At 70.9% G+C, this 26,408-nt stretch carries 16 protein-coding genes; 10 read left to right on the top strand and 6 right to left on the bottom strand.

Going from position 1 to position 26,408, the window contains the following annotated elements; all coding sequences use genetic code 11:
• Positions 1-42: 42 nt before the first annotated feature.
• From JRI60_RS51380 to JRI60_RS51365, 4 genes are all read right to left on the bottom strand, one after another.
• Entirely contained in the window at positions 43-1,671 is a 1,629-nt protein-coding gene (locus JRI60_RS51380; protein WP_204223489.1) for an adenylate/guanylate cyclase domain-containing protein, read from the bottom strand.
• Positions 1,672-1,687: 16 nt separating this feature from the next.
• Positions 1,688-2,641, bottom strand: a complete 954-nt coding sequence (locus JRI60_RS51375; protein WP_204223488.1) for a PLP-dependent cysteine synthase family protein — start codon at positions 2,639-2,641, stop codon at positions 1,688-1,690.
• A gap of 103 nt (positions 2,642-2,744) precedes the next feature.
• Positions 2,745-3,683, bottom strand: a complete 939-nt coding sequence (locus JRI60_RS51370) for a hypothetical protein (protein ID WP_204223487.1) — start codon at positions 3,681-3,683, stop codon at positions 2,745-2,747.
• A gap of 187 nt (positions 3,684-3,870) precedes the next feature.
• Positions 3,871-4,332, bottom strand: coding sequence for a hypothetical protein (locus JRI60_RS51365; protein ID WP_204223486.1), 462 nt, complete (start codon positions 4,330-4,332; stop codon positions 3,871-3,873).
• Between the two features lie 127 nt (positions 4,333-4,459).
• On the opposite strand from JRI60_RS51365, the gene JRI60_RS51360 reads away from it, so the two are divergent.
• From JRI60_RS51360 to JRI60_RS51350, 3 genes are all read left to right on the top strand, one after another.
• Positions 4,460-6,148, top strand: a complete 1,689-nt coding sequence (locus JRI60_RS51360) for a sensor histidine kinase (RefSeq protein ID WP_204223485.1) — start codon at positions 4,460-4,462, stop codon at positions 6,146-6,148.
• Positions 6,149-6,329: 181 nt separating this feature from the next.
• The gene (locus JRI60_RS51355) at positions 6,330-6,719 is read left to right on the top strand and encodes a hypothetical protein (RefSeq protein WP_204223484.1); all 390 of its coding nucleotides are present in this window, start codon (positions 6,330-6,332) and stop codon (positions 6,717-6,719) included.
• A 123-nt stretch (positions 6,720-6,842) separates the two neighbouring features.
• Positions 6,843-8,387, top strand: coding sequence for a hypothetical protein (locus tag JRI60_RS51350; protein ID WP_204223483.1), 1,545 nt, complete (start codon positions 6,843-6,845; stop codon positions 8,385-8,387).
• 15 nt (positions 8,388-8,402) lie between these two features.
• Here JRI60_RS51350 and JRI60_RS51345 read toward each other — a convergent pair whose 3' ends face one another.
• Positions 8,403-9,404, bottom strand: coding sequence for a glycosyltransferase family 4 protein (locus tag JRI60_RS51345; protein WP_204223482.1), 1,002 nt, complete (start codon positions 9,402-9,404; stop codon positions 8,403-8,405).
• 166 nt (positions 9,405-9,570) lie between these two features.
• On the opposite strand from JRI60_RS51345, the gene JRI60_RS51340 reads away from it, so the two are divergent.
• The 6 genes from JRI60_RS51340 to JRI60_RS51315 all read left to right on the top strand — a co-directional run bounded on the left by JRI60_RS51340 (position 9,571) and on the right by JRI60_RS51315 (position 21,028).
• Positions 9,571-9,927, top strand: coding sequence for a hypothetical protein (locus JRI60_RS51340; protein WP_204223481.1), 357 nt, complete (start codon positions 9,571-9,573; stop codon positions 9,925-9,927).
• Between the two features lie 250 nt (positions 9,928-10,177).
• Positions 10,178-12,106, top strand: coding sequence for a hypothetical protein (locus JRI60_RS51335; protein ID WP_239470221.1), 1,929 nt, complete (start codon positions 10,178-10,180; stop codon positions 12,104-12,106).
• Positions 12,103-13,443 carry a hypothetical protein gene (locus JRI60_RS51330; RefSeq protein WP_204223480.1) on the top strand — a complete coding sequence of 447 codons (1,341 nt, stop codon included), beginning with the start codon at positions 12,103-12,105 and terminating at the stop codon, positions 13,441-13,443. Before JRI60_RS51335 ends, JRI60_RS51330 begins: the two co-directional genes overlap by 4 nt.
• A gap of 190 nt (positions 13,444-13,633) precedes the next feature.
• Positions 13,634-14,962, top strand: coding sequence for a DUF763 domain-containing protein (locus JRI60_RS51325; protein WP_204223479.1), 1,329 nt, complete (start codon positions 13,634-13,636; stop codon positions 14,960-14,962).
• A 355-nt stretch (positions 14,963-15,317) separates the two neighbouring features.
• Entirely contained in the window at positions 15,318-18,119 is a 2,802-nt protein-coding gene (locus JRI60_RS51320; protein WP_204223477.1) for a PAS domain S-box protein, read from the top strand.
• Between the two features lie 23 nt (positions 18,120-18,142).
• A complete protein-coding gene (locus JRI60_RS51315) occupies positions 18,143-21,028 on the top strand; it encodes a PAS domain S-box protein (RefSeq protein ID WP_204223475.1) in 2,886 nt (961 codons plus the stop codon).
• A 173-nt stretch (positions 21,029-21,201) separates the two neighbouring features.
• Here JRI60_RS51315 and JRI60_RS51310 read toward each other — a convergent pair whose 3' ends face one another.
• Complete coding sequence (locus tag JRI60_RS51310; RefSeq protein WP_204223474.1) at positions 21,202-22,917, bottom strand: NAD-dependent malic enzyme; 1,716 nt, start codon at positions 22,915-22,917, stop codon at positions 21,202-21,204.
• A gap of 289 nt (positions 22,918-23,206) precedes the next feature.
• Here JRI60_RS51310 and JRI60_RS51305 point away from each other — a divergent pair, with 289 nt between their 5' ends.
• Positions 23,207-26,401, top strand: coding sequence for a fused MFS/spermidine synthase (locus tag JRI60_RS51305; protein ID WP_204223472.1), 3,195 nt, complete (start codon positions 23,207-23,209; stop codon positions 26,399-26,401).
• Positions 26,402-26,408: the final 7 nt, after the last annotated feature.

The raw sequence follows: 26,408 nt of genomic DNA, 5'->3' as shown, positions 1-26,408 counted from the left end.
GTGTCCCAGGTGTTGACGGCCCGCTCACGGGTTGGATCTCCCTCAGTCCGGCGGCAGCAGTCGGTGGTGGCGCAGTGGTTTCGCCACGTTCTTCACCGGTGTCTCCGTCAGTGGTCCGTAGGTGAGGGATTGGATGAGTGCGTCCTCGCTGCCCTTCAGCGCCTGCTTCACCGGCTCCATCACCAGCGTCTCGCGAAAACCCGCCAGCGATTGCAGCCGCGCCGTCTGGTTCATCCCCGTGGAGAAGCCCGTGTAGTATTGGTTCGGTCCGAAGAGGCCACACAGCGTGGGTGCCAGGTTCAGCCCCACCGCCACGCCCAGCCCCGGCATCCCCGCCCGCTCGCAGATGCCCCGCACCTCCGGGTCCTCGCTCATCGACGCGGTGAAGCGCTGGATGTCACACGCGGCCCTCATCAGCGCCTCCGCCCGCTCGCGCCGGCTACTCCGGAAGAACGGGGGGCCGAACAGCCCGATGACGCAGTCACCCACCATCTTGTCGAACACGCCCCCGTGCCGCCACAGCAGCTCCACCATCCGCGTGCTCCACCGGTCCACGAAATGGCCGATGCGCGCAGGTGTCTCCAATTGCTCGCACACCCGCGTGAAGCCGTTGATGTCCGCGAAGAGGATTCCCACCTCCTCGTCCCGGCTCGACAGGTAGCGCTTCCCGTAGTCCGGTACCTTCAACAGCTCGTCGATGACGTCCGCCGAGAAGAACTGCGAGAGGTGCGCGCGCTCACGGTTGTAGTCCACCAGCCGCTGGCTCAGCGTCGAGGCCAGCACCCGCACCAGGTCCAGCGTGTAGCTGGAGAAGCCCTCCTCTCCCGACCACAGGAGGATGCGGCCCAACGGCTCGCTGTGCAGGTGGCTCGCGATGAGCACCACCTCCACCACCCGGTGCTCCCCGAACGCCTGCTTCAGCCGCTCGTTGCCCTGCACCAGCAGCTCCGGGCCGTGCGCGTGCAGCAGGGCCTCCAGCACCAGGGAGGGCCGCTCCCCCGACTCGTGCTCCAGGTGCCCGTCGCGGTACGTGCGGTAATGCAGCACCGAGTGTCTCATCGCGTCCCGGTACACCAGCAGGAAGCCCGGCACCCGCACCCGCTGCGCCAGCGTCAGCACCACCTGGTCCATGCCCGACTCGAAGACGGGGTTGGCCAGCAGGTGGTTCAGTTGGAGGATGAGCTCCTGCTTCTCGCTCGCGGTGTGCACCTGCAGCAGCACCGTGTCGAGCTGCTCGGCCACCGTGTCCAGCATGCGCTCCAGGCGCCCCGCCTGCTCGGGCCGTGTGTGGTCCCCCATCAGGTACAGGCCGATGCGCCCCACCTCCTGGCCCACCACGTCCAGCGCCTGGCTCACCACCGTGCCGCCGCCCTCGCGCCTCGTGCCGCCAGGCCCCGTCAGCAGCGCGCCCGGAAACGTGCCGTCGAAGTCACCCTCGTGGAACGTCTGCTCCACCAGCTCCTCGTTGCGCGTGGTGACGGCGATGCCCCGCGCCCCCGTCTCCCGCAGCACCAGCGGCAGCACCCGTTGGAACGTCCGGGCCAGCGAGGCCCGCTCCCGGAGGCACTCCTCGATGAGCGAGTCCACCTCCCGGTTGAGCGCGTGCAGCATGCGGAGCTCCTCGAGCTCCGTCCCCGTGGTGGCCACGCTCGTGGCGCGTGCGCTGGTCATGGTCGCCCCGTTCCGCTCAGGTCGTGCCCCTGGGCTGGATGAGCTCGGTGGAGAAGTAGCGCTCCATCCGGTCCGGGAAGAGCGTCACCACCTGCGCGCCCGGCCCCAGCCGCTTCGCCGCCTCCACCGCCGCCGCGTAGTTGAGCCCCGACGAGGGCCCCACCGGGAAGCCTCGCCGGATGAGCGCCCGCGCGGTGCTCATCGCCAGCTCGTCCGAGATGTTCAGCTCCACCAGCCCCGGCAGGTCCGCCTCGCGGTACAGCCTCGACAGGCCATCCACCACGCCCGGCACCCGCGAGCTGAAGCTGCAGCACTCCATGTCGCTGCCCAGTCCCGAGATGGGCCGGGCCACGAAGGGCGCCACCGGGCAGCCCGCTTCCGCGAAAGCCTGGTACAGCCCCACCACCGTCCCGCCCGTGCCCACCCCGCTCACCACCGCGTGCACCAGCCCTCCCGGTACCTGCGAGAGGATCTCCTGCCCCGTCCACACCCGGTGCGCCTCCGCGTTGTCCGGGTTCTCGAACTGGCGCGGCGCGAAGGCCTTGCGCTCGCGGGCGATCTCCTCCGCCCGGGCGATGGCGCCTCGGATGCCCGCGTCGCGCGGCACCAGCTCCACGTTGCCACCGTAGGCCCGGATGGTCAGCACGCGCTCGCCCGTGACTCCCTCGGGCATCACCGCGGTGAACTTCAGGCCCATCTGCGCAGAGGCCAGCGCCAGCGCGATGCTCGTCGAGCCGCTGGAGGCCTCCACCACCTCACCCCCCGGGCACAGCTCGCCCAGCCGCCACGCCTTCTCCAACATGTAGCGCGCGATGCGGTCCTTCGTGGAGCCGCTCGGGTTGAGGAACTCCAGCTTGCACCAGATGGTCGGGCCCTCCGCGTCGAGGCGGAGTGGAACCAGGGGCGTCGGGCCGATGGACTGCAGGAAACGGCCATCGGCGGGCAGGGGTCGACAGGGGCGGGCGGTCATGGTGGGTGCCCCTCACATACCCCGAAAGCGCCCGCTCCGGGAGCATGCACCGCCCGTCTCCCCGGCAGCTCCCCGGGAAGGCGGTCTGTCACGGGCCCCCGTCTCAGAAGTTGAAGCCGAGGCCCACGAACGGGCCTCCCATCACATCCTGGTGCTCCACGCCGTCCTCGACGTAGCCCCGGTCGTTCAGCAGCAGCCCCCGCCAGCCACCCCGCAGCGTCAGCACGCCCAGGTGCAGCGCCAGCGCCGCCTGTCCATCCAGTTGCATGTGCGGCACCGGCACCCATTGCAGCCGGCCCTCCAGGTCCAACGGCCCGAACAGGCACCGCTCGAAGGACAGGGCCACGCTCGGGCCGATGAAGGTAATGTCCGGCGCGCGCGCCACGCCCACGCCCGCCTCCAGCCGCAGCCGCCCGTGCCTGCTCGCCACCGGGGCGAATGTCAGGTGCGCCTCGCCCAGCTGGATGCGATCCTTGTCCCCCGAGCCGTCCTCCGCGTTCAGCGACAGCCCCGTCAGCCGCGTGGAGACGCCCCAGTGCCTTCCCTCGACGCCGAGGTATCCCCCCAGCGCCCCGCCGTCCTTCACGGCGTACCCTTCCACGCCCAGCCGCACCATCAGCTCGGAGCTCCGCTCCTCGGGCCGTTCCCGCTCCCACCTCGGCCGCGGGCCGTACGGGTGGTAGTGCGCGCCGAAGAATCCGTAGGAGGCGTACCTCGTGGGGCGGAGGTAGGCGCGTCTCGGAGCGCGCGGGCGCCCGTTCCCATCTCCATGGCCCGATGAGGAGCCGCCGTTCGATTCCCAGCCCACCGCCGTGGCATCGTGGACCCGCGGGCCCGAGCCGTTGCCGTCGCTCCCATGGGTGCGAGACGTCCTCGACGAGGAGGAGTCGCTGGAGGAACTGGAGTCGCTCGACGAGGAGCGGGAGCTGGAATTGGAGGAGGAGTCTCCCCGGCTCTTGCCGAAGCGGGCCTCCGCCGCCGGGGCGCCGAAGACGCATCCAGCCACCAGGGCGGCGCACAGCAGTTGCTTGGAAACCGGCACGGAATGCCTCCTGGAAACGCGATGGCAGCGCTTCAGACGCACCTCAGTGCCATTCATTCAAACACCCTTCTGGCTCGTTCTTTTCGCTCCCCGTGTCTCTGACTCCTGCTCGACGTGAGGATGTCCAGGTCGTGAACACAGCGACTGTCGGCACCGGACATCTCGGGCCCTTCGGACCTCCAGGACTTCAGGCGGCCTGACGCTGCTCGTCCACGAATTGCTGGGCGGCCCCGAGCTCGACACCGTGAAAGCGCGCCAGATCCTGGGCGATCGCCTCCGGCGTCTCCCCGTCACGCAGCCTCATCCGCACGTTGTGCTCGAACGGCTCCAGGATGCGCCGGGCCTCCGCTCCCGACACGGCCTCCCGGGGCGCCTCGCGCCGGGGCCTGGCCTTCCTCAGCTCGGAGCGGGCCTGCACGTACGTGACGACATTGGAGAGCAGGTAATACCACGTCATGATGAACGAGATGGTCCCCCACCACCCGAGCGTGAGGTTGCGCAGGGTGTGGTGCCAGAAGCTCCTGTCCAGGCAGCTCCGGCACAGCTCTCCCTCCGTCGTGTACACCCGGCGCAGGATGATCATCCCCACGTTGTGGTGGAGTTCGACGTACGTCGACGGCTCGGACTGGTAGCAGAGGTCACACCGCATGGCGGCGCAGGATAACCCGGCGCGCCCTCGTCGTGGCAGGACCCGATGCGGGGGGCTCCCCCCACTCGCGCCGCGCGGGCGGTCGTGAGATCATGCGGGCGATGGTGGGTCCACCCGAGGCCAATCGATGACCATTCGCGCCAAGGTGTTTCTGTTCGCGTTGATGGCCATCGTGCTCATGTGCCTCATGGGCGCCAACCTCTACCTCGGCGTCCATCATGGCCGCATCAGCCGCCAGCAGATGATGGTCACCCAGGAGCAGCTCGACAGCTATGGCCGGTTGCACGCGCTCGCCTGGCCCTACCTCAACGAGCTGGCCCAGGTGCAGCAGATCTCGGGCGACACCTCGCTCGTGCGGCGCAAGCTGATGCAGCAGGTGGAGCTGGAGCTGGAGCGGCTCGAGGACAGCCTGTCGCGCGAGGAGCGCTGGGTGCCGGGCAGGACGGTGGATCACGAGCGCGAGGAGCGTGAAGAGCTCTGGGCGGCCCTGCGAGACTGGGCGGAGTGGACGGAGGCGCGCGTGAGCGCCATCCCCCCGGGCACGGCCGTCGGTTCCACGGTGGAGTGGGTGCTGTACGCGGAGTTCGAACAGCAGGTGGGCCGGCGCATCTCGGAGATCCAATCGGCGGAGCGGGCCGAGCTGGCCGAGCTGCAGCGCCGGTGGGACCTGACCACGGAGCTCGGTCAGTTGCTGGCGATGGTCGTCCCCGGCATCTGCGTCGTGCTGGTGCTGGTGTTCGCCTTCGCCATCCTCTCGCCCATGCGCCGCTCGCTCCAGGGGCTCGCCTCCGCGGCGGAGCGCATCGGGCGCGGTGACTTCGACATCCGCACGCCCTCGTCGGCCCGCGACGAGCTGGGCTCCCTGGCCCGCGCCTTCGACCGCATGGCCGGCGAGCTGCGCGACTCGCTCGAGGAGAAGCAGCGGCTGATGCGCGCCGAGGCCGAGGCCTCCGAGCGCGAGGCCCGCCGCTACCACGCCCTCCTGGAGGAGACGGTCCGCACGCGCACCGCCGAGCTCGCCGAGGCCAATACCCGCCTGCGCGACAGCCTCCAGCAGCTCCAGGAGGCCCAGGAGCAGCTCCTCTTCGCCGACCGGCTCGCCTCCATGGGCCGGCTCGCCGCGGGCGTGGGGCATGAAATCAACAACCCGCTCGCCTTCATCCTCAGCAACCTGCGCTTCGTCCATGGCGCGCTGACGGAGCTGATGGGCGCTCCCTCCGAGGAGGACCGGCTGGAGATGCTGTCCGCCCTGTCGGAGGCGCGCGAGGGCGCCGAGCGCGTCCGCCTCATCGTGCAGGACCTCAAGACGCTGTCGCGGCCGGATGACGTGGCGCTCGGGCCGGTGGACATCGCGGCGGTGGTGCGCGGCTCGGCCAAGATGGCCCGGCACGAGGTGCGCGACCGGGCCCGGCTCGTGGAAGCGTGCGACAAGGTGCCCGCCGTGCTCGCCAACGCACCGCGTCTGGGTCAGGTGTTCCTCAACCTCTTCATCAACGCGGCGCACGCCATTCCCCCCGGGCGCGTGGAGGAGAACGAGATTCGCGTGGTGGCGCGGCTCTCCGCTCCCAACCGCGTCACCGTGGAGGTGGGCGACACCGGGTGCGGCATCCCCCCCGAGCACCTGCGGCGCGTCTTCGACCCCTTCTTCACCACCAAGCCCGTTGGTGTCGGCACGGGGCTGGGGCTGTCCGTATGCCACCGCATCATCACCGCGCTCGGCGGGGAGATTCGTGTCGAGAGCGAGGTGGGGCGCGGCACCCGCTTCTTCATCACCCTGCCCGTGGCCGAGGACTCCTCCGAGCAGTCCGCGGCCTGATGTCCCGGGTCGGGTCCTCCGCTTGGACGTGTCAGGTTCCAGACGTCTTTTGGGTGCAAGGGCTTTCCGAGCGCAAACTGTTCAACGCTCGCCCCCGTGAAATTCTCCACGGCCCCAGCGTCGGGAAACATTCATCCCCATCCTGTTGGAGCAATCCATCCGACAGCCGGAGGAGGAACGGATGCCACCGCGTGGAGTGAAGAACCCGAAGCGCAAGCGTCAGTACGAGAAGATCAAGCAGTCGGCGCGCAAGCGCGGGGCCAGCCTGGAGCGGGCCGAGGAGCTCGCCGCCCGGACGGTGAACAAACAGCGCCGCGAAGCCGGGGAGACGAAGAACGCGTCCAAGAGCGCGTCGAAGACCTCGTCCAAGAGCGCGTCGAAGACCTCGTCGCGCCGGGCGAAGCCGGCCCGTAGCACGCGCGGCTCCGCGGGTGGCAAGTCCCGGTCCCGCACCTCGGCGAGTGGCAAGACGGGCCGCAAGTCCCCGGGGCGCAAGTCGACCGGCACGCGCAAGTCGAGCAGCTCGTCTCGCTCGCGCAAGTCGAGTGGCTCGTCGCGCTCGAAGAAGTAGCCGGCATCCGGGCGGGCCGGCGCCCCTCTCCCGGGCGGTGACCCGTCCCGGGGCGCGTCGTGAGCGTCACATCGTGTTGGGCCCCCTTCTGCACCGAGGTGCGACGAAGAAGGGGGTCCATGCTTGTCGCTTCCCATTGCCGTTTCCGCCACGTCCCATTCCCCGACCGAGCCCGTCTCCTGCTCGGAGCCGAAGTCCTTCCGGCAGGTCATTCCCCTCACCGACGCGCGTCCCCAGCTGCGCGTGATTCATGCGCTGTCACCCGGCCAGGGCGACAGCCCGTACATCGGCGTGTTCGACTCGCGGCGCGCCCCCGGCTCCGACCTGGGAGAGCTGCGGTTGCTCTTCGAGGTCCATCGGGGGCTCGGACGGCACCAGCTGGTCGGGCCCGCGCACGTGCGCATGTCCGTGTGGTTGCTCCCGGATTCGCCAGGGGAGGGCGGGCTACTCCCGGTCCCGGGCCTGGTGCGCAGGGAGGTGCCCCTGTCCCAGCCCTCGCGCGCCGGGGCTTGCTCCTCGCCCGTGCTCGAAGGCGGTCACGTGGCCGCGCTCCCGTATGCCGTCCTGCGCGAGGGCCTCGCGCGTCTCGGCAAGGTGGGCGCCGAGGCCTTCTCGCTCGCCCACCTGTTCCACCGCCGCTTCCGGGTGATGCTGGAGCTGTGCGCCGGGGACATCGTGCTCTCGTGCGACGAGTCCCAGGTGGAGCTCTATGACCTGGGGCGATTCGGCTCGCTCTACCAGCGGGTGCTCGAGGGGCTCGTGCGGCCGGATACGCGGGCCCAGGAGGAGCGGCTCGGGGTCCGGCGGCTCGCGGTCGCCCATCACCCCTGGTACCCCGTGCTGGCCATCGGCATGGACAAGGCGCGGCTGTACCAGGAGGCCATCGAGAGCGACCTCTCGCTGGACACCACGCACCTGGAGGATCCGCGCTGGCTGGTACGCGTGGGGCTCTACCTGGAGCTGTTCACCGTCCTGGGCATCGTCGAGGCCGTGCGCACCGAGTACCCGGACCTGCTCTCCCCCGAGGAGCGCCGCATGGTGGACACCGCTCCGGCATTGGCGCCCATCCGCGAGCGGCTGGACGTGGCGGCCTGGCGCGAGGTCTGGGCGCTGCGGCACATCGCCACGCCCGCGCTCCGGTGGTTGCGATTGGGACCCGTGGGACCGGACAACCTGCTGCGCAAGCAGCGGGCGACGCTGGCCTTCCTGGAGACGCACCACGAGGACCTGCTGCGGGCGCTCGAGCTGGCGGGGCCGGCGCTGGGGGGCACTCGCGAGGTGTGGCTGCGGGTGTTCCGTGATGCCGAGCGAGCGGTACTGCGCAACGCGGACGCCGTGTTCCCGGAGCTGCGCGCGTTGTCCCCCGCGTGGCGCGAGCAGGCGCTGTGGCACGAGTGCGGGGACCTCGAGGCGCTGGGGCTCGGCCGCGTGCCCGGGTGGTTGAGCGGGCTCGTGGGGGATAGGGATGGGGTGTTCGCCTCGGCCAGCCGTCAGTACCGGCGCTCGATGAACGTGGTGGCGCGCCGCGCCCGGGAGCTCGGGTGGATGGACTTCGCCGGCGAGGAGTGCATCCCGCGCGAGGCCAGTCTCATCGAGGCCCTCCTGGACAACGAGCGGGCGCGGCTCGCGGAGTCTCCGCTGGAAGCGCTCGCCTGGGCCAGGTCCTGACGCGGCTCGTGCCGCTCAACGCCCGAGTGCCGCCTGGTACACCCCGGCGAGCGCCCGGGCCTCGTGCGTCACGCCGAAGCGCGCCCGGGCCTCCTCCGCGGCGTTGAGCCCCACCTGCCGGACCCGCTCGGGCTCGCGCATCAGCTGCGTCAGCAACTCGCGCAACGTGGCCACGTCCCCGGGCTCGTACATGAAGCCGGTGCGTCCGTGCTCGATGACCGCAGGCACGTGCGGCAGCCGCGTCACCACCGGGCAGCACCCGCACGCCATCGCCTCCACCAGCACCATGGAGAAGGCCTCGCTGTACGACGGGTGCACCAGGATGCTCAGCCCCTGGTACCAGGGCACCACGTCCCGGTGCTCGCCCGCCAGCACCAGAGCCCCTCCCGTCGACTCGCGCAGCTTCTCGGCCCACGCGCGCTCCCCGCCCTTCACCAGCCCCACCAGCACCGGCTTCCACTCGGGGAAGTCGCCCAGCAGCGGGCGCAGCGCATCCACGAAGTCGCCCTGTCCCTTCATTGGCCGCACACGGCCCACCACGCCCACGCCGTAACGCCCGCCCAGCCCCAGCTTCCGCCAGGCCTCCGCACGGTCCGCCGGTGGCACGAAGCGCCCCAGGTCCACCCCGTGGGAGATGGTCCGCGAGGGCCTGCGCATGAACCCCGCGCTCTGCGCGTTGAGGGTGACGAGCTGGTCGGCGTAGCGGGTGATGACGCGGGTGAACCAGCCCGGCACGCTACCGCCGTGCCGCGTGTACACCAGCCGCACCTCCCGCCCGAGCAGCCTCAGCAGCAGCCCGACGAGCAGCTCGTTGTTGCGGTGCGCGTGCCACACCACCGGCTCCCGGCGGATGCGCCTCCACAGCTCGCTCCACGCGATGCGCGGCACGTCCGCCGCCAGGTGTCGGCCCAGCGCTCGCGTCTCCATCAGACGCGCCAGCTCGGGGACGATGAGCTCCGTGTGGGCGGTGACGCCGGTGCGGCGCCGGTGGAAGTGGGGGTGCACGACGAGCGGCATGGGGCGCCGGTGTCTCTATCCCACCCCGCTTCGAGCGTCACCCGCTCGCCTCCCCGGCCCCTCTCACCACGCCCTGGCGTTTAAACGCCACCCCTTGGCACCCTTTTGTCAGTGCACAGCCGGTATCTGGCGTGCCTGTCCTACCTCTGGTACCGGTGGTGTGCCCATGCCTACTTCCACTCCTCGCGGCTGGTTCCTGGGTCTTGCCCTCGGGTTCACGAGCACCGCGCTCCTTTATATGTCCATGAGCCGGGCCCAGGCCGAGCAGTCCTGGCAGCTGGAGCAGCTGCGCCAGGAGGTGTCCGCGCTCCACGCGGTGGTGTCCTCGTGTAGGACGGAGGGCTACTCCCAGGCCTCCGAGCGCAGGCGGGTGGCGGGCCAGCCGGGGCGCGCCGCGAGCGTCCTGTCCCCCGAGGACGTGGATCTGATCGCCGCCCGGGTGGTGTCGTGGATGAAGCGCGCGGAGGCGCCCACGGGCGAAGTGCCTCGGGACGAGAAGGTGCTGTCCAGCGGACAGCGCTGAGCGTGTGAGGCGGGGGGCTGGCGTACAGCTCGTGGGACGGCGGCGCTCCCGGCGAGAGCGGTGCCTCGGCTCGGCCCTGTTGCTCCTGGGGGTCATGGTGCTGCTGGGCGGGTGCGCCACGGGCCATCCGCGCGGGAGCCTGCTGAGTGGCTTTGGCCCGCACTCGCGCTCCCGCTCGTTCCGACATGACGCTGGGCCTCGGCAAGCGGAGGGAAGCGCGGGTGGCTTCCCCGGACGGACGGCGGATGCCGTGCGGGAGGCAAGCTGCCTGGAGGAGGCGAAGCGGCCCCCGGGCTGGCCCCACCTGTCCTCCAGCCAGGAGGTGCTCGCCCCCTTCCTGGCGTGCGCTTCGCCCGCGCAGTTCATCGAGCTGCAACGCGGGGTGGACATGGCCCCGCTGTTGGAGTCGCTGGACGACTGGTCCGCCGTCCGGCTTGGCTCCCTGGGGCCTCTGCGCGCGGGAGCCGATGTCCTCAACCGCAAGCGCGCCGCCTTCCTCGTCACCGCCACCCGGGAGTACGGCGCCGCCCGCGCCGAGCCTTTCGCCCTCTTCCTCCTCCACTCCGCCTTCGACGATGACGTGAAGGGTGTGCTCGGGCTGCTGGCCAGGGACAAGCACCTCGGGGAGACACTGGGGCGCATGGGCACCGTCCGCGAGGCGTTGCTTCAGCGGGGACTCCGCCTCTCGGACTACCCGGACTGCCCCGAGCGCCTCGGGGACGTGGCCCGGGGTCTGGTCGGCGCCGCCAACGACGCCCTGTCCACCAGCGAGCTGCGCCAGGGCGCCGTGGCTCTGAGGTACTCCGCGCAGCGGGAGCAGTTACCGCCGTCCTACCAGGAGACCCTGGACGCGGTGGAGCGGGCGGAGATGTTGGAAGCGCTCTCGCCGGGAAGCGTGACGCGCAGGAGCCTCGACGCGCTGACGTTCGGCGTTCCGGTGGGCTTCTACAACCTGGTGGCCGGCACGTGTCACGGGGTGTACTCGCTGTCTCAGGGCCAGTACGAGCAGGCCACACGCGAGCTGTCGGCCGCGGCGTTGCTGGTGGGCCTGTACGCTGGGGGCAAGGGCGTGCGGTACCTCGGTGAGGCCCGAGGCACCTCGGGGGTTGGGTGGGTACGGCAGGGCCCGCTGCCGGTGCCGGAGCTGGGCTTTCAGGGGCTGGCGCAGGTGGTGGAGCGGTTGTGGGGGCGGTTGGGCGCGCAAGGGCTGCGCGAACTGGCTCGCTACATCCAGGCCCGGCGTGAGGCGGCGCTGCTGGTGTACGAGGGAGGTGAGCCCGCCGCCCTGGCCCTGTACGAGGCCCGGGGCGATGTGGCGAAGGCTCAGGCGTGGCTGTCGGAAGCCAGGCCCCAGCGTGCGGGTCCCACCTCGGCGAGGGCGGGTGCTGGGAAGGGCCTGGGTGGCCTGGCCTCGCTGGTGGACGAGGCGGTGGGCCATGGCCGGGAGGTCGTGGAGGCCAAGCTCGCCCTGGCCGAGCTCGACGCGTCGGGACCGCGTCTGTCCGGAGATGTGGCGGTGCTGGAGAAGCAGCGCCCGTCGGTGGCCGCCCCGCCGCTGGAAGCCCAGGGGCACGCGCTCTGGGGCGAGTACGTCGCGTACTGGGAGAAGCGCCTGGCGGAGTTGAAGCAGGGCAGGGCGGAGAAGCCGCCCCTGGCGTGGGAAGGCTACGGGACGATGCGGGGGCAGTTCGCTCGGGGGCTGGCGTTCGAGCGGCTCATGGTGTCCCTGTTGCGCGCGGATGCGGCACTGCCCCGGGCCATGCGCCGCTTCCTCCAGGACTTCGACAGTCCGCGCATCGAGACGAACGTGGGCGTGGCGAAGCAGGGCGCCGAGGGGGTGCGCTTCGCGGATGTGCTCGTCATCGAGGAGCAGCCGCCCGCCGGACAGCCTCCTCGCGTGGAGACCTTCAGCTTCAAGAGCCGCGACCTCTCGCTGTTGAAGGAGGAAGCTTTGACAGCGCGGGTGAAGGCGGACGCGAACGATGCCCTGCGGTACTACGGCGGGATGCTGGACATCCGTCGGCCCTCGCTCCAACACCTCGGTCCCAAGGTTCCGGTCCAGAGGGTCCGTCTCATCTACGAGGGGGGCACACTCAAGCCCACGGACGCCAGGACGTTGGATACGGTCATGTTCAATACCCAGGGTGCGGTCAAGGGAGTGGAGGTGCTGTTCCAATGAAGGTGCTGGAGTTTCACGACTTGAACGTGGAGGACCGTTTTCGGCTCTCCTTCGAGGGCTCCTTCGACCAGGCGGCCTCATTCGAGCGTGAGCTGGAGCCCTTCCTCCAGGCACTCGAGGAGTACGCGGGCGATTGGATGCCGGACGTCGTCAAGGGTAAGCGGCAGCGCAGATACTCCCGCGCCGCCCTCTGGAAGTCGCTGGAGGAGGCGCGAGACGAAAACAGCACTTCCATCGGGCTCTATCGTACGAGTTTCCCGGCGTTGGACATGACGCTCAGGCTCTGGCTACCGCCTCTGCGTCCCAGGCTGTACATCTGGGTCGCTGTCCAACCGCTCTCCGTTTTCGCGGAGGCGGAGCGCTGCCGCGAGTTCGTGGACATGGTGCGTGCCTGGGCCTTCCACTACCCGGTCACCCATGTCTGCGCCAGCAGCCTGGCGGAAGACCAGCTGGCGGACGCGCCCCGCTTCGGACGCGAGATGCAGACGTCGATTCGAGACGGGTTCGACAAGCTCTACGCGTTGTCCTGGCTCAATGTCTTTGGCCCCAAGTTGGTGGAGTCCGTCGGCCGCGAGCGCATGTTGTCCACACCGGCCCACCGCGTGGAGGCATTGCCCAATGGCTCCGTCCTCCTGGTGACGTGGCCCATCGCCGCGGACTTCGCCAGCGACGAGGCGCGCCAGGCCCAGGCCCAGGCCTTCGTTCACCTGCGTCCGGAGCTGGACTTCGACACCGTCCTGCGCACCCTGCGCGAGCGCAGTGCCACACTCGCCCCCGTGGAGCCCCGCTTCCACCCGGACGTGGCTCCACTCCTCTCGCGCGTGGTGGACCGCGTCACCCTCGGCGAGCGCCAGCGTCGAATCGCCGAGTTCAACGCCTGGCAGCCGCCCGAACCCGACGAGTGGCTCCCCGAGGAGTCCGCCCTGCCTCCGGACGTGGAGGACCCGGAGCGCGTGCGCCGGTACTATGGCCACCTGTCCGAGCAACTCGTGGCGCTCCTGCACTCCCAGGTGCCTTCCGTTTTCAAGGAGACTCCCGAATCGCTCACGGACGTCGACTTCCACTTCTGGCGCGAGGACTTCCCGCGGGTCTTCGAGCGCGAGCGCATCGACGAGCACGCGGTACCGGCCGTGGCCGCGTACCTGGGAGAAGTCCTGGTGCGCAACCTCGGCGGGCAGTGGATACCGCGCAAGAAGCTCGGGGAGATGCAGGTGCGCGTTGGCCCTCGCGTCTGGTTTCCCTTCGTTCGGGCCCATCGCTACATGCGTTCACGCCAGTCCCTGCTGGACCGTTCCCTCACACAGCTCTACCGCGTGGCCGAGCGGCACCGTTCCTGAACGGGCCCGCGGGGAGTCCTGCAGGAGGCTTCCCGATACCCGTGAGCGCGCGCTCCCCTTGAGCCGGGGCTGCTCGACCCGGCCCGCGTGCCCGTTCGCAGAGCGAGCGGCCTTCTGCTACCGCGGTCCCCCTGGTGAAGAAGGACCCGAGGTCAGAGGTTGACTCCTGGAGGTTACCTCCGGAGTCATCATGGACAGAACGGGCAGTGCGGATCTCCCTCTTCACTCCGGCCGGGTGCCGGACTGGCTCGCCGAGCGCATGGCACGCATGAGCCGCGTGCTGGTCGAGGCGCTCGTCCTCCACTACGGCCGACACGAGGTGCTGCGCCGCTTCGCGCACCCCTTCTGGTTCCAGGCCTTCGGCGCCGTCATGGGCATGGACTGGCACTCCTCGGGCGTCACCACCACCGTGCTCGGCGCGCTCAAACGCGGGCTCACCCCGGGCGCGCGCCAGCTCGGCCTCTACGTGGTGGGCGGCAAGGGCGTCCAGGCGCGCCGCACCCCCGACGAGCTGCGCATCATCGGCGACCGCGTGGGCATCGACGCCGATGCGCTCGTGCGCGCCAGCCGGCTGACCGCCAAGGTGGACAGCGCCGCCGTGCAGGATGGCTTCGAGCTCTACTCCCACAGCCTCATCCTCTCGGACGACAACGCCTGGGCCGTGGTGCAGCAGGGCATGAACACCGAGCGCCGTCAGGCCCGGCGCTACCACTGGTTGTCCGAGGGCCTCGGCAGCTTCGTGGACGCGCCCCATGCCGCCATTGCCGGGCCTCCCCAGGGCGTCATCCTCAACCTCACCGACCGGCGCGCCTCGCGGGCCCGAGCCGCTCAGGTAGAGCTCGTCTCCCAGGGCCCCGACGTGGTGGTGGGCGCGCTGCGCAAGCTGCGTCCCCGGGAGGAGCCCGCCCCCGTCAACCTCACGCTGCCCCTGCCGCACCTGCAACTGCCCGAGCACGAGGAGGTGACGCGCGACGACGTCATCCTGCGCCGGCTCCACGGCACGCTGGCCGCCGCGGTCGAGCAGGGCCCTCGGGACTTCGCCGAGCTGCTCCTCACCCCCGGCGTCGGCGCGCGCACCGTGGCCGCGCTGGCCACCGTGGCCGAGGTCATCCATGGCACGCCCTCGCGCTTCACCGATCCCGCGCGCTTCTCCTTCGCCCAGGGTGGGAAGGATCGGCACCCCTACCCCGTGCAGCTCGACATCTACGATGAGACCCTGCGCGTGCTGCGCGCGGCCGTGAACGCCGCGAAGCTCGGCCACGACGAGAAGCTCGCCGCCATCCGCGAGCTGGACCGGCAGGCGCGCCAGCTCGAGGCCGTGGCCACCGGTCCGTCCTTCGAGGAGCTCGTCCACGCCGGGTGGAAGGATGTCGGCGAGCTGTTGCCCACCGAGGCTCCTCCGAGAAGGCCCGTGGGGCGGCCCGGTTGGAGGCATCCGCCTCCGGAGACGAAGGAGGAGCCTGGAGAGCGGGCAGCCCCTTCCTCGTCAGCCCTCGGGGCGAGGCACCCTTCGGACTGAACGGCGAGGTGCGCGTCACCTGTTTCGCGTGTTCGCGGAGTGGCGGGGCGGCTCCCTGGGGGCGCGCACGCTGTAGCGCCTGGAGAAGCCGACCCGGGTACCGCGGGGGATGTAGGTGTGCCGCGGGACCGATGCCATCCCGTGGCTGGGCGGAGCCACGTAAGGTGGTCGACAGCTGGTGGCCCTGCCGCGAGGACGGCTCGGAGTGGTCCATGGCAGAACGTTGTTGTTGACGCCTGTCCGCCTCGCGGACTCACCGGGAGCCTCCATCGTGTTGAGCACCAATGACCAGCTTCCCTCCCCGAGGGAGGTTTCTCGGAAGACGTCTGCGTCCGCCCCCCGGTTGGACGGGCGGGTGTTGGTGGTCGATGACACGGAGGCCAAGCGCTACCTCATCGCCCAGACCCTGCGGCTGGCCGGCATGGAGGTCGTGGAGGCGGCCACGGGGCAGGAGGCGCTCGCGGCCATGGTGGCGCTGCCGGAGGTGGTGGTGCTGGACGCGCGGCTGCCGGACATGAGCGGCTTCGACGTGTGCCGCCAGCTCAAGCAGGACCCCGCCACCGCGGCCATCCCCGTGCTCTACATCTCCGCACTGCTGCGAGACGAGGAGCTGGAGAGGCGGCTCTTCGAGGATGGAGCCGACGGCTACATCCCCCAGCCCATCGAGCCCAAGCACCTGGTGGCGCAGACGTGGGCCCTGGTGCGCATGCGGCGCGCGGAGCGTGCGCGGCAGCGCGAGCGCGAACAGGCCCAGGTCGAGCACCAGCGGCTGCAGCACGAGCTGGCGAAGTCCCAGGCCCGGGCGCAGCGGCTCAGCGAGTCCGGCGTGGTGGGCACCCTCTATTGGGACCTGGATGGCAGCGTCCTCGACGCCAACGACACCTTCCTCGCCATGGTGGGCTACACGCGCGAGGAGCTGGCGCAGGGCCGGCTCGACTGGCGGAAGATGACGCCGCCGGAGTGGGAGGAGCCGGACCGCCAGAACGTCGAGGTGGTGAAGCGTCACGGCGTGGGCCCGATGTGGGAGAAGCAGTACGTGCGCAAGGACGGCTCCCGGGTGGACATCCTCCTGGGCAGCGCGCTGCTCGAGGGCGAGTCGCGCCGGGGCGTGTCGCTGGTGGTGGACATCACCGCGCGGCGGGAGGCGGAGCGGAAGCTGACGCAGCTGATGGCCGAGCTGGAGTCCAAGGAGCGGTTGCTGCAGGCGGTGTTGCACCAGATGCCCACGGGGGTGCTCATCGTCGAGGCGCCCTCGGGGCGGATGCTGCTGTCCAACGAGCGCCTGGTCTCCATCCTCGGGGCCTCCGCGGTGCCCATGGGAGGCGTGGAGTCGTACCGCTGGGAGCTCACCCGTTACCCCCATGGTCAGCGCTATCAGCTGGCGGAGCTGCCGATGGTGCGCGCGCTGGGGGGGGAGGTGGTGCTGGGCGAGGAGCTCGTCGTCCACCGGGACGATGGGCGCCAGGTGCTCTCCCGGGTGAACGCCGCGCCCGTGCGCGACGCGGAGGGGCGCATCGTCGCCAGCGTGCTGACGCTGGAGGACATCACCGAGCAGAAGGCCACCCAGGAGTCGTTGCGGCTCAGCGAGGAGCGGCTGCGGCTGGCGCTGGACTCCGCCGCGCTGGGCGTCTGGAGACACGACCCGACCACGGGCGCGATGGAGTGGGACGCGCGGACGAAGGAGCTGTTCGGACTTTCCCCCAATGCCCGCACCGGTCTGGACAGGTGGCTGGAGATCGTCCACCCGGAGGACCACGAGCGGGTGCGGGAGCTGTCACGGCGCGCGTTCTCCGGAGAGAACGGCGGCCTCTATGACACCGAGTACCGGGTCACGGGACCCCGGGACAGGGGCGTGATGCGGTGGTTGGCCTCGCGGGGCCGGGCCCATGTGGACGCGGACGGCAGGCGCTGGCTGATGGGCACCGTGCGCGACATCACCGAGCGCAAGCTGTCCGAGCAGCGCGCCGCGGATCTCCAGGCCACCACGGCCATCTTCGCGCAAGCGCTCACCCCCAGGCAGGTGGCGGATGCGGTGATGGCGCACGGGCTCAGGGCCTTGGACGCCTACGCGGGCGCCGTCAGCATCGTGGAGGGCCAGGAGCTGCTCGTCCTCAGCAGCGTCGGGTATCCGGAGAGCATCGTCCAGCCGTACCGGGGCATCCCGCTCTCGCTGCGGACGCCTCCCACGGACGCGGCGCGCACGGGGCGCATGGTGTGGGTCGAATCGCACGAGGCCTTCGAGCGCGGCTGGCCCGACGTCGCCCGGAGGTTGCACGACAGCCGGAGCCGCGCCTGGGGCTCCATTCCGCTGGTGAGCGGGGATCGGGTGGTGGGAGTGCTGGGGTTGAGCTTCTCCACGCCCCGCCGCCTCAGTGAGCGGGAGAAGGCGCACCTGGAGTCGCTGTGCCGGTTGTGCGCCCAGGCGCTGGAGCGCGCCCGGCTCTTCGAGGAGACTCGGCGCCGGTCCGAGCTGGAGCAGCAGTTCCTGGGCATGGTGAGTCATGACCTGCGCAACCCGCTGCAGGCCATCTCGCTGGGGGCGCGCACGCTGCAGCGCCTGGAGAAGCCGACCCCCGAGGCCCTGCTGCGCATGGCCGGACGCATCGCCAACAGCGCGGACACGATGGGGCGGATGATCTCGGACCTGCTCGACTTCACGCGCGGGCGGCTGGGGGGAGGCATCCCGCTGGAGCGCACGGAGAGCGACCTGATGCGGCTGTGCCGGGAGGTCATCGACGAGTTCACGGTGACGCACCCGAGCAGCGACATCCGCCTGGAGGGGGACGGGTCATGCGAGGGCTGGTGGGATGGGACCCGCATGAGGCAGGTGTTGTCCAACCTGCTGTCCAATGCGCTGAGACACGCCCGGGCGGGGACGCCGGTGGTGGTGAGGGCGAGCGGCAAGGGAGGCGAGGCCTCGCTGGCGGTGTCCAACGAGGGAGAGCCAGTGCCGGCGGAGCTGCTGCCGGTGCTCTTCGAGCCGTTCCGGCGGGGCATGTCCAAGTTCCGGCCGTCGGGGAGCCTGGGGCTGGGCCTGTACATCGTGCGCCAGGTGGTGGAGGGGCACGGAGGCAAGGTAGAGGTGGAGACGGGCGCGGCGGGCACGACCTTCCTCGTACGGGTGCCGTGTGGGACAGAGCCGGTCTCCGTGACGTGAGCACGGGAAAGAGAGCACACATCTTGTCGAACATCGCCGTCAGACCGGTCTCCTTCTCGCGACAGGACGAAGGTGATGAGCCCACCTCCATTCCCCGGGTGGAGGGGCGGGTGCTGGTGGTCGATGACGCGGAGGCCAAGCGGTACTTCATCGCCAAGACCCTGCGCCGGGTGGGAATGGAGGTCGTGGAGGCGGCCACGGGGCAGGAGGCGCTCGCGGCCATGGCGTCGCGGCCGGACGCGGTGGTGCTGGACGTGCGGCTGCCGGACATGAGCGGCTTCGACGTGTGCCACCAGCTCAAGCAGGACCCGGCCACCGCGGCCATCCCCGTGCTCTACGTCTCCGCACTGCTGCGAGACGAGGAGCTGGAGTCGCGGCTCTTCGAGGACGGAGCGGACGGCTACATCCCCCAGCCCATCGAGCCCAAGCACCTGGTGGCGCAGACGTGGGCCCTGGTGCGCATGCGGCGCGCGGAGCTGGCGCGGCAGCGCGAGCGCGAGCAGGCCCAGGTCGAGCAGCAGCGGCTGCAGCACGAGCTGGCGAAGTCCCAGGCCCGGGCGAAGCGGCTCACCGAGTCCGGCGTGGTGGGCACCCTCTATTGGGACCTGGATGGCGCCATCCTCGACGCCAACGACACCTTCCTCGCCATGGTGGGCTACACGCGCGAGGAGCTGGCGCAGGGCCGGCTCGACTGGCGGAAGATGACGCCGCCGGAGTGGGAGGAGCCGGACCGCCAGAGCGTCGAGGTGGTGACGCGCCGCGGTGTGAGCCTGCTGAGGGAGAAGCAGTACGTGCGCAAGGACGGCTCCCGGGTGGACGTCATCCTGGGCAGCGCGCTGCTCGAGGGCGAGTCGCGCCGGGGCGTGTCGCTGGTGGTGGACATCACCGCGCGGCGGGAGGCGGAGCGGAAGCTGACGCAGCTGATGGCCGAGCTGGAGTCCAAGGAGCGGCTGCTGCAGGCGGTGTTGCAGCAGATGCCCACGGGGGTGCTCATCGCCGAGGCGCCCTCGGGGCGGATGCTGCTGTCCAATGAGCGTCTGGCCTCCATCCTCGGGGCCTGCGCGAAGGAGAACGTGGCGGAGTTCCGCCTGCGGTTCTCCGAGCACCTGGACGGCACACCCTACCGGATGGAGGAGTTGCCGCTGGTGCGTGCGCTGCGCCAGGGCGAGGAGGTGCGGGAGGTGGTCGTCGCCCGCCGGGACGACGGCTCGAGCCGGCTCACCCGGACGTGTGCCGCGCCCGTCCGGGACGCGGAGGGACACATCGTCGCCAGCGTGCTGACGATGGAGGACATCACCGAGCAGGCGGTCACCCAGGACTCGTTGCGGCTCAGCGAGGAGCGGCTGCGGCTGGCGTTGGACTCCGCCGCGCTCGGAGTCTGGCGCTACGACCCGGTCAGCCAGGCGCTGGAGTGGGACACACGCTCCCGGGAACTGTTCGGGTTGCCCTCCGAGGCGGCCGTGGATCGGCGCCTGTGGTTGGAGGCCGTGCATCCGGAGGATCGCGAGCGGGTGCTGGCCCGGTTGGAGGGGGTGATGGCGGGTGAGTCCAGGGGGGTGCTGGAGAGCGAGTACCGGGTGGTGGGGTTCGGGGAGGGTGGCGTGCTGCGGTGGGTGTCCTCGCGCGGCCAGGTCCATGTGGACGCGGGTGGCAGGCGCTGGCTGATGGGCACCGTGCGGGACATCACCGAGCAGAAGCTGGCCGAGCAGCATGCCGTGGCGCTCCAGGCCACCACGGCCGCCTTCGCGCATGCGCTCACCCCCCAGCAGGTGGCCGATGCGCTGGTGAAGCACGGGCTGAAGTCGCTGGATGCCTGCGCGGGCTCCGTCTGCTGCGTGGACGGCGAGCAGTTGCTCGTGCTCGGCGCCGTCGGATACGCGGAGGAGGTCGTCCGCGCGAACCGTGGCATGCCGCTCACCTCCCACTCGCCCCTCTCGGAGGCGGCGCGGACGAGACGCGCGGTGTGGATCGAATCGCGCGAGGCCTTCGAGCGCGGCTGGCCCGAGTACGCCCACTGGACGCAGGTGGGCCAGAGCCGCTCCTGGGGCGCCATCCCGCTGGTGAGTGGGGCGCGGGTGATGGGGGTGCTGTGGCTGAGCTTCTCCACGGTGCGCCGCTTCAGTGAGCGGGAGAAGGCGCACCTGGAGTCGCTGTGCCGGTTGGGAGCCCAGGCGCTGGAGCGCGCCCGGCTCTACGAGGAGACGCGGCGGCGGGCCGAGCTGGAGCAGCAGTTCCTGGGCATGGTGAGTCATGACCTGCGCAACCCGCTGCAGGCCATTTCGCTGGGGGCACGCACGCTGCAACTCATGGAGCGGCCATCGCCGGAGGCGCTGATGCGCACGACGGGGCGCATCGCCAACAGCGCGGACACGATGGGGCGGATGATCTCGGACCTGCTCGACTTCACGCGCGGGCGGCTGGGGGGAGGCATCCCGCTGACGCGCACGGAGAACGACCTGGTGCGGCTGTGCCGGGAGGTCATCGACGAGTTCTCGGTGACGCATCCGAGCAGCGACATCCGGTTGGAAGGGGATGGGTCGTGCGAGGGGTGGTGGGACGAGGCACGCATGAGGCAGGTGCTCTCCAACCTGCTGTCCAACGCGCTGAGGCACGCCCGGGCGGGGACGCCGGTGGTGGTGAAGGCGAGCCGGAAGCCTGGGAACGGGGTGGAGCTGGTGGTGTCCAACGAGGGAGAGCCGGTGCCGGCGGAGCTGCTGCCGGTGCTCTTCGAGCCGTTCCGGCGGGGCATGTCGAAGTTCCGGCCGTCGGGGAGCCTGGGGTTGGGCCTGTACATCGTGCGCCAGGTGGTGGAGGGGCACGGAGGCAAGGTGGTGGTGGAGACGGACGCGGCGGGCACCTCCTTCATCATCCAGGTCCCCCCAGGGGCCGAGCCGGCCCCCGCGGGGTGAACGGAGCCCAGATGGCGGGGAGGTGACTTTTCAGGTCGGTATCGCTCTCGACAGGGGTTTACCACTCAGAGGCTCCCCGGCGGACCTCCGCGAAGACGGCGCAGCGCAAGTCCACCGGGGCCCCACGCCGGAAGTCCGCGAAGACCTCCCGGCATTGACCCGGGCCTACGGCCTCACTGCCCCGGCGCGCGCCGCAGCGGCAGGAACTCGGGCCGCCACATCTCCGACTCGAGCAGGCCTTCCAGGTCCTCGGGCGGCTTGCGCGTGGCCACCTCTTCCTTCACCGCCTGGCGGATGACGGCCATGGCCACCTGCCGGCTCGCCGCGCGCAGCCTGTCCATTCGCGGGTAGAGCGCGCCCTGCGCCAGCCTCGCCCCGTCCGTGTAGTCCGCCAGCGCCAGCGACGCCGCCGTCAGCATCCCGTCCGTCACCCGCTTCGCCTTCGTCAGCAGCACGCCCAGCCCCAGCCCCGGGAAGATGAAGGCGTTGTTGCCCTGTCCCACCGGGTGCGGCGCTCCGTCCCACTCCACGTCCTCGAACGGGCTGCCCGTGGCCACCAGCGCCTTGCCCTGCGTCCACCGGTAGATGTCCGCCGGCACCGCCTCGCTGTTCGCCGTGGGGTTGCTCAGCGCGAACACCACCGGGTACGGCGTGTTCGCCGCCACCGCCTTCACCACGTCCTCGCCGAACGCCCCGCGCTGGCCGCTCAGGCCCAGCAGCACCGTCACCTTCGCCTCCCGCGCCGTCTCCAGCAGGCTCGGAATGGCGCCTTGAATCCTCCAGCCCGCCACGCGCGACGGCTCGTGCGCGAACTCCAGCTTGTACGGCTCCAATCCCTTGCGGTCCTTCAGGATGAGGCCCTTGGAGTCGATGAGGTAGATGCGCTCGCGCGCCTGCTGCGTGCTCATCCCCTCGCGCTCCATGCCGCGGACAATCTGGCGCGCCACGCCCACGCCACCGGCGCCCGCGCCGTGCACCACGTACACCTGCTGCCCGAGCGTCGTCTGGCTGCGCCGCGTGGCCGCCAGCAGGCCCGCCAGCACCACCGCGCCCGTGCCCTGCACGTCGTCGTTGAGCGAGGGCAGCACGTCCCGGTACCGGTCCAGCACGTCGAAGGCCTTCTGCTTGCTGAAGTCCTCCCACTGCACCAGCACGTTGGGGAAGCGCTTCTTGAGCCCCGTCACGAAGGCGTGGATGAAGTCGTCGTACTCCTTGCCCTCCATGCGCGGGCGCTTCACGCCCAGGTAGAGCGGATCATCCAACAGCTCCTTGCGGTTGGTGCCCACGTCCAGCTCCACCGGCAGCGTCACCGCCGGGTCGATGCCCGCCGCGGCCGTGTACAGCGACAGCTTGCCGATGCAGATGGCCAGGCCGCCGAAGCCCTGGTCTCCAATCCCCAGAATCCCCTCGTTGTCCGTGGCGACGATGAGCTGCACGTCCGGAAACGGCGTGTTGGCCAGCAGCGAGTCGATTTCGCCGATGTTCTCCGGGTTCACCACCAGCCCGCGCGGGTAGCGGTAGATGCGGCTGAACTGCTCCACCGCCTGCGCCACCGTGGGGGTGTAGATGATGGGCATCATCTCCTCGATGTGCCGGTTGAGCAGCGCGTAGAAGAGCACCTCGCTGCGGTCCTGCAGGGCGCGCAGGAAGACGTGCTTCTCCAGATCCGAGCGGAAGGAGCGGAAGTTGGCGTAGGAGCGCTCGATCTGCTCGTCCAGCGGGGAGACGTGCGTGGGCAACAGGCCCATCAGACCGAACTCGCGCCGCTCCTCCAGGGTGAAGGAGGTGCCCTTGTTGAGCAGCGGCAGGCGGGTGAGCACCAGCCCCGAGAGGTTCGTCTCCAGGTAGGGGCGGCCGTTGGCGTCGAGCTTCTTCTCGTACTGTTTCATGGGGGGGAACTTCGTCTCGATGTGGAAGGGGCGCTCCCTTAATGGCTGGCCCCTCCTGGAGCCAAGGCCCCCCACCAGGCGGGCATAAGCCGTGGCTCGGGTCTCCCATGCATCCCGGATACGACGAACCGCGCCAACGCATCGCGTTAGCCGTGAGGTCCTCCCCCGGAGGGCTCGGCCGTCTGGTGTGGGTCCGGACGCACGGGCGGGATGACTTGGAACTGGTCCGCCCGGCGCATGGATGGTCCAATCGCCCGGTTGTCGTCCGACCCCCACCCCCTGGGAGATGATGAACGCTCGCGTCTGGAAGGTTGCCCCGCTGTTGTTCGGCTCGGGGTTCTGCGCACTGGTCTATCAGACCGCCTGGCAGCGAGAACTGCGGCTCATCTTCGGGGCCTCGACGGCGGCCTCGGCCGCGGTGCTGGCCATCTTCATGGGAGGGCTGGGACTGGGCGGTGCCTTGCTGGGCGCGCGCGCGGACCGGGCGCGTCAGCCGCTGGGCCTGTACGCGAACCTGGAGCTGCTCGTCTCCCTGAGCGCGGCGCTGACGCCGCTGCTCATCGGCATGGCGCGCCTGGTGTACGTGGCCCTGGGCGGGACGATGTCGCTGGGGCTGGTGGCGGGCTCGGCGGTGCGGCTGGTGCTGTCGGCGCTGGTGCTGGCGGTGCCCACGCTGCTCATGGGAGGCACGCTGCCGGCCGCGGCGCGCGCGGCGGAGTCGGCGGAGGACGTGCGGCGCCGGGCGCTGGCCGTCCTCTACGGCGTCAACACGCTGGGCGCGGTGGCGGGTGCGACGGCCTCCACCTTCTTCCTCTTCGAGGTGTTCGGCACCCGCACCACCCTGTGGCTGGCGTGTCTGCTCAACGTGGTGGTGGCGGTGGTGGCCCGGGGCGTGGCGCGCGGGCTGCCCGAGCACGAGCCCTCCGCGGCTCCGGCCGCCTCCGAGGGCGGTGCCACGCCGGCCGCCCCGCGCCTCTTCGTCCTGGGGGCCGCGGCGCTGGTGGGCTTCGCGTTCTTCCTCATGGAGCTGGTGTGGTACCGGCTGCTGGGGCCCCTGCTGGGGGGCTCCACCTTCACCTTCGGCCTCATCCTGGTGGTGGCGCTGGTGGGCATCGGCCTGGGAGGCGCGGCCTACGCGGTGTGGGGGCAGCAGCGGCCGGCCACGCTGCGCGGCTTCGCGCTGACGTGTCTGCTGGAGGCGCTCTTCATCGCCGTGCCCCTGGCGCTGGGGGACCGGTTGGCGGTGCTGGCCATGGTGCTGCGGCCCCTGTCCAGCTTCGGCTTCGGCGGACTGGTGCTCAGCTGGGCGGTGGTGGCGGCGCTGGTGGTGCTGCCCGCCGCCTTCGTGTCCGGGGTGCAGTTCCCCCTGCTGCTGGCGCTGCTGGGGCGGGGCGGCGAGGACGTGGGGCGCCAGGTGGGCCAGGCCTACGCGTGGAACACGGTGGGCTCCATCATCGGCTCGCTGGCGGGCGGCTTCGGCCTGCTGCCGCTGCTCTCCGCGCCGGGCACCTGGCGGCTGGTGGGCGTCATCCTCGTGGGCCTGGGGCTGGCCGCGGTGGTGCTGTCGCTGCGCCAGGAGCGCCTCGCGCCCCTGGGGCTGGTGCCCGCGCTGGGCTCGGCCGTGCTGACGGCCGGACTGCTCACCGCCACGGGGCCCACGGCCACCTGGCGCCACAACCCCATCGGCGCCGGGCGCGCCCAGCTCCAGGACGTCTCCGTCAACGGCCTGCGCGAGTGGCGCTCCCTCATCCGGCGCTGGCTGGTGTGGGAGGCCGACGGCGTGGAGAGCAGCGTGGGCATCTCCAGCTCCAGCGGCCTGTCCTTCCTCGTCAACGGCAAGTCGGACGGCAGCGCCGTGGGCGACGCGGGCACGCAGGTGATGGGGGGCCTCATCGGCGCGCTGCTGCACCCGCGGCCCCGTCACGCGCTCGTCATCGGCCTGGGCACGGGCAGCACCGCGGGGTGGCTCGGCGCCGTGCCGGAGATGGAGCGGGTGGACGTGGTGGAGATAGAGCCCGCCATCCTGGAGATGGCGCGCCGGTGCTCGGACGTCAACGAGCGGGTATTGGACAACCCCAGGGTGCGCCTCCACATCGACGACGCGCGCGAGGTGCTGCTGGCCACCGGGGATTCCTACGACATCATCTTCTCCGAGCCCTCCAATCCCTACCGCGCCGGCATCTCCAGCCTCTTCACCCGCGAGTTCTACCAGTCGGTGCGGCGGCGGCTGGCGCCCGGGGGGCTCTTCCTGCAGTGGTTGCAGGCCTACGAGGTGGACGCGCGCACGGTGCGCAGCGTCTACGCCACGCTGGCCGCCGAGTTCCCCGCGGTGGAGACCTGGCAGACGCAGCAGGGGGACCTCATCCTCGTGGGAAGCGAGGCGCCCCTGCGCCACGACGTGGAGCGGCTGCGGGCGCGGCTGGGACAGGAGCCCTACCGGCGGGCGCTGGCCTTCACGTGGCACACGGACGAGCTGGAGGGCGTGCTGTCGCACTTCATGGGGGGCTCGCGGCTGACGGCGGCGATGGCGGATGGCCAGGAGGCGCTCGTCAACACGGATGACCTGTCGTACCTGGAGTTCGCCTTCGCCCGCAGCGTGGGGCGCGCGCAGACGGGCTTCTCCTTCCCCCAGCTCTGGGAGGCCAGCTTCCGGATGAAGGGGGATCGCCCGGACGTGGTGGGCGGCCCGGTGGACTGGGAGCGGGTGGCGCAGAACCGCATCTACCAGGGAAGCCCGCCGCCGCCGGGTGGCGAGAGCCCCGCGTCGCGGCAGCGCCGTGCCTTCCTGGGCGCGTACGCACGGGAGGACGGAGCGCAAGCCCTGCGCTTGTGGCGCGAGGCGGAGTGGCAGCCGCGAGGGGTGCTCGAGCTGTCGCTGGTGGCGCACGTGCTGGCGGAGGCGGGAGACGAGGCCGCGCTGCCCTTCATCGAGCAGCTGCGCCCCATCCTGCCCACGGATGCCGGGCTCACCCTGGGGTTGTTGCGGCTGCGGCAGGGGCGACTCCCCGAGACGACCGAGGCCTTCGAGGGGGCGTTTGGCCTGCTGCGTCAGGCGCCCTGGGTCAACAGGCTGCTCATGCAGGACGCGCTGCTGGGGTGCCTGCGCGTGGCCTCCAAGGACGCGGCCCTGGGGCGGCGTCTCTTCGAGGCGCTGGAGCAGCCCTTCTCCACCTCCGTCTGGCAGACGCTGCGCATGGAGCGCCGGTTGATGCTCGCCGAGCGGCTCGACTTCAAGGGCCTGTGTGCCCGGGCGCTGGCGCCCTTCGAGCCCCACGTGCCCTGGACGCGGAAGTTCCTGGAGGTGCGCGCCCGCTGCTACGACGCCACCGGGAACGCGCTGGCGGCCCAGGCCCGGGCCGACCTGGAGACCTTCCTGGACGCGGAACCGCCCTCGCTCTGGGAGGAGGAGCCGGACGCGCCGCGAGGGGCGCCGGGTCCGGAGCACGAGATGGCTCCTCCGGTGTCGGGGGTGGGAGCTCCCTGAGTCGCAA

Origin of the sequence: Archangium violaceum (assembly GCF_016887565.1) — a bacterium.
GTDB lineage: Bacteria > Myxococcota > Myxococcia > Myxococcales > Myxococcaceae > Archangium > Archangium violaceum_B.
This window is presented reverse-complemented; position numbering and strand designations above follow the sequence as displayed.

Excerpts from the sequence above, each read along its gene's own strand:
- JRI60_RS51380 (WP_204223489.1), bottom strand. The coding sequence starts at position 1,671 with ATGACCAGCGCACGCGCCACGAGCGTGGCCACCACGGGGACGGAGCTC.
- JRI60_RS51375 (WP_204223488.1), bottom strand. The coding sequence starts at position 2,641 with ATGACCGCCCGCCCCTGTCGACCCCTGCCCGCCGATGGCCGTTTCCTG.
- JRI60_RS51365 (WP_204223486.1), bottom strand. The coding sequence starts at position 4,332 with ATGCGGTGTGACCTCTGCTACCAGTCCGAGCCGTCGACGTACGTCGAA.
- JRI60_RS51360 (WP_204223485.1), top strand. The coding sequence starts at position 4,460 with ATGACCATTCGCGCCAAGGTGTTTCTGTTCGCGTTGATGGCCATCGTG.
- JRI60_RS51355 (WP_204223484.1), top strand. The coding sequence starts at position 6,330 with ATGCCACCGCGTGGAGTGAAGAACCCGAAGCGCAAGCGTCAGTACGAG.
- JRI60_RS51345 (WP_204223482.1), bottom strand. The coding sequence starts at position 9,404 with ATGCCGCTCGTCGTGCACCCCCACTTCCACCGGCGCCGCACCGGCGTC.
- JRI60_RS51340 (WP_204223481.1), top strand. The coding sequence starts at position 9,571 with ATGCCTACTTCCACTCCTCGCGGCTGGTTCCTGGGTCTTGCCCTCGGG.
- JRI60_RS51330 (WP_204223480.1), top strand. The coding sequence starts at position 12,103 with ATGAAGGTGCTGGAGTTTCACGACTTGAACGTGGAGGACCGTTTTCGG.
- JRI60_RS51325 (WP_204223479.1), top strand. The coding sequence starts at position 13,634 with ATGGACAGAACGGGCAGTGCGGATCTCCCTCTTCACTCCGGCCGGGTG.
- JRI60_RS51310 (WP_204223474.1), bottom strand. The coding sequence starts at position 22,917 with ATGAAACAGTACGAGAAGAAGCTCGACGCCAACGGCCGCCCCTACCTG.
- JRI60_RS51305 (WP_204223472.1), top strand. The coding sequence starts at position 23,207 with ATGAACGCTCGCGTCTGGAAGGTTGCCCCGCTGTTGTTCGGCTCGGGG.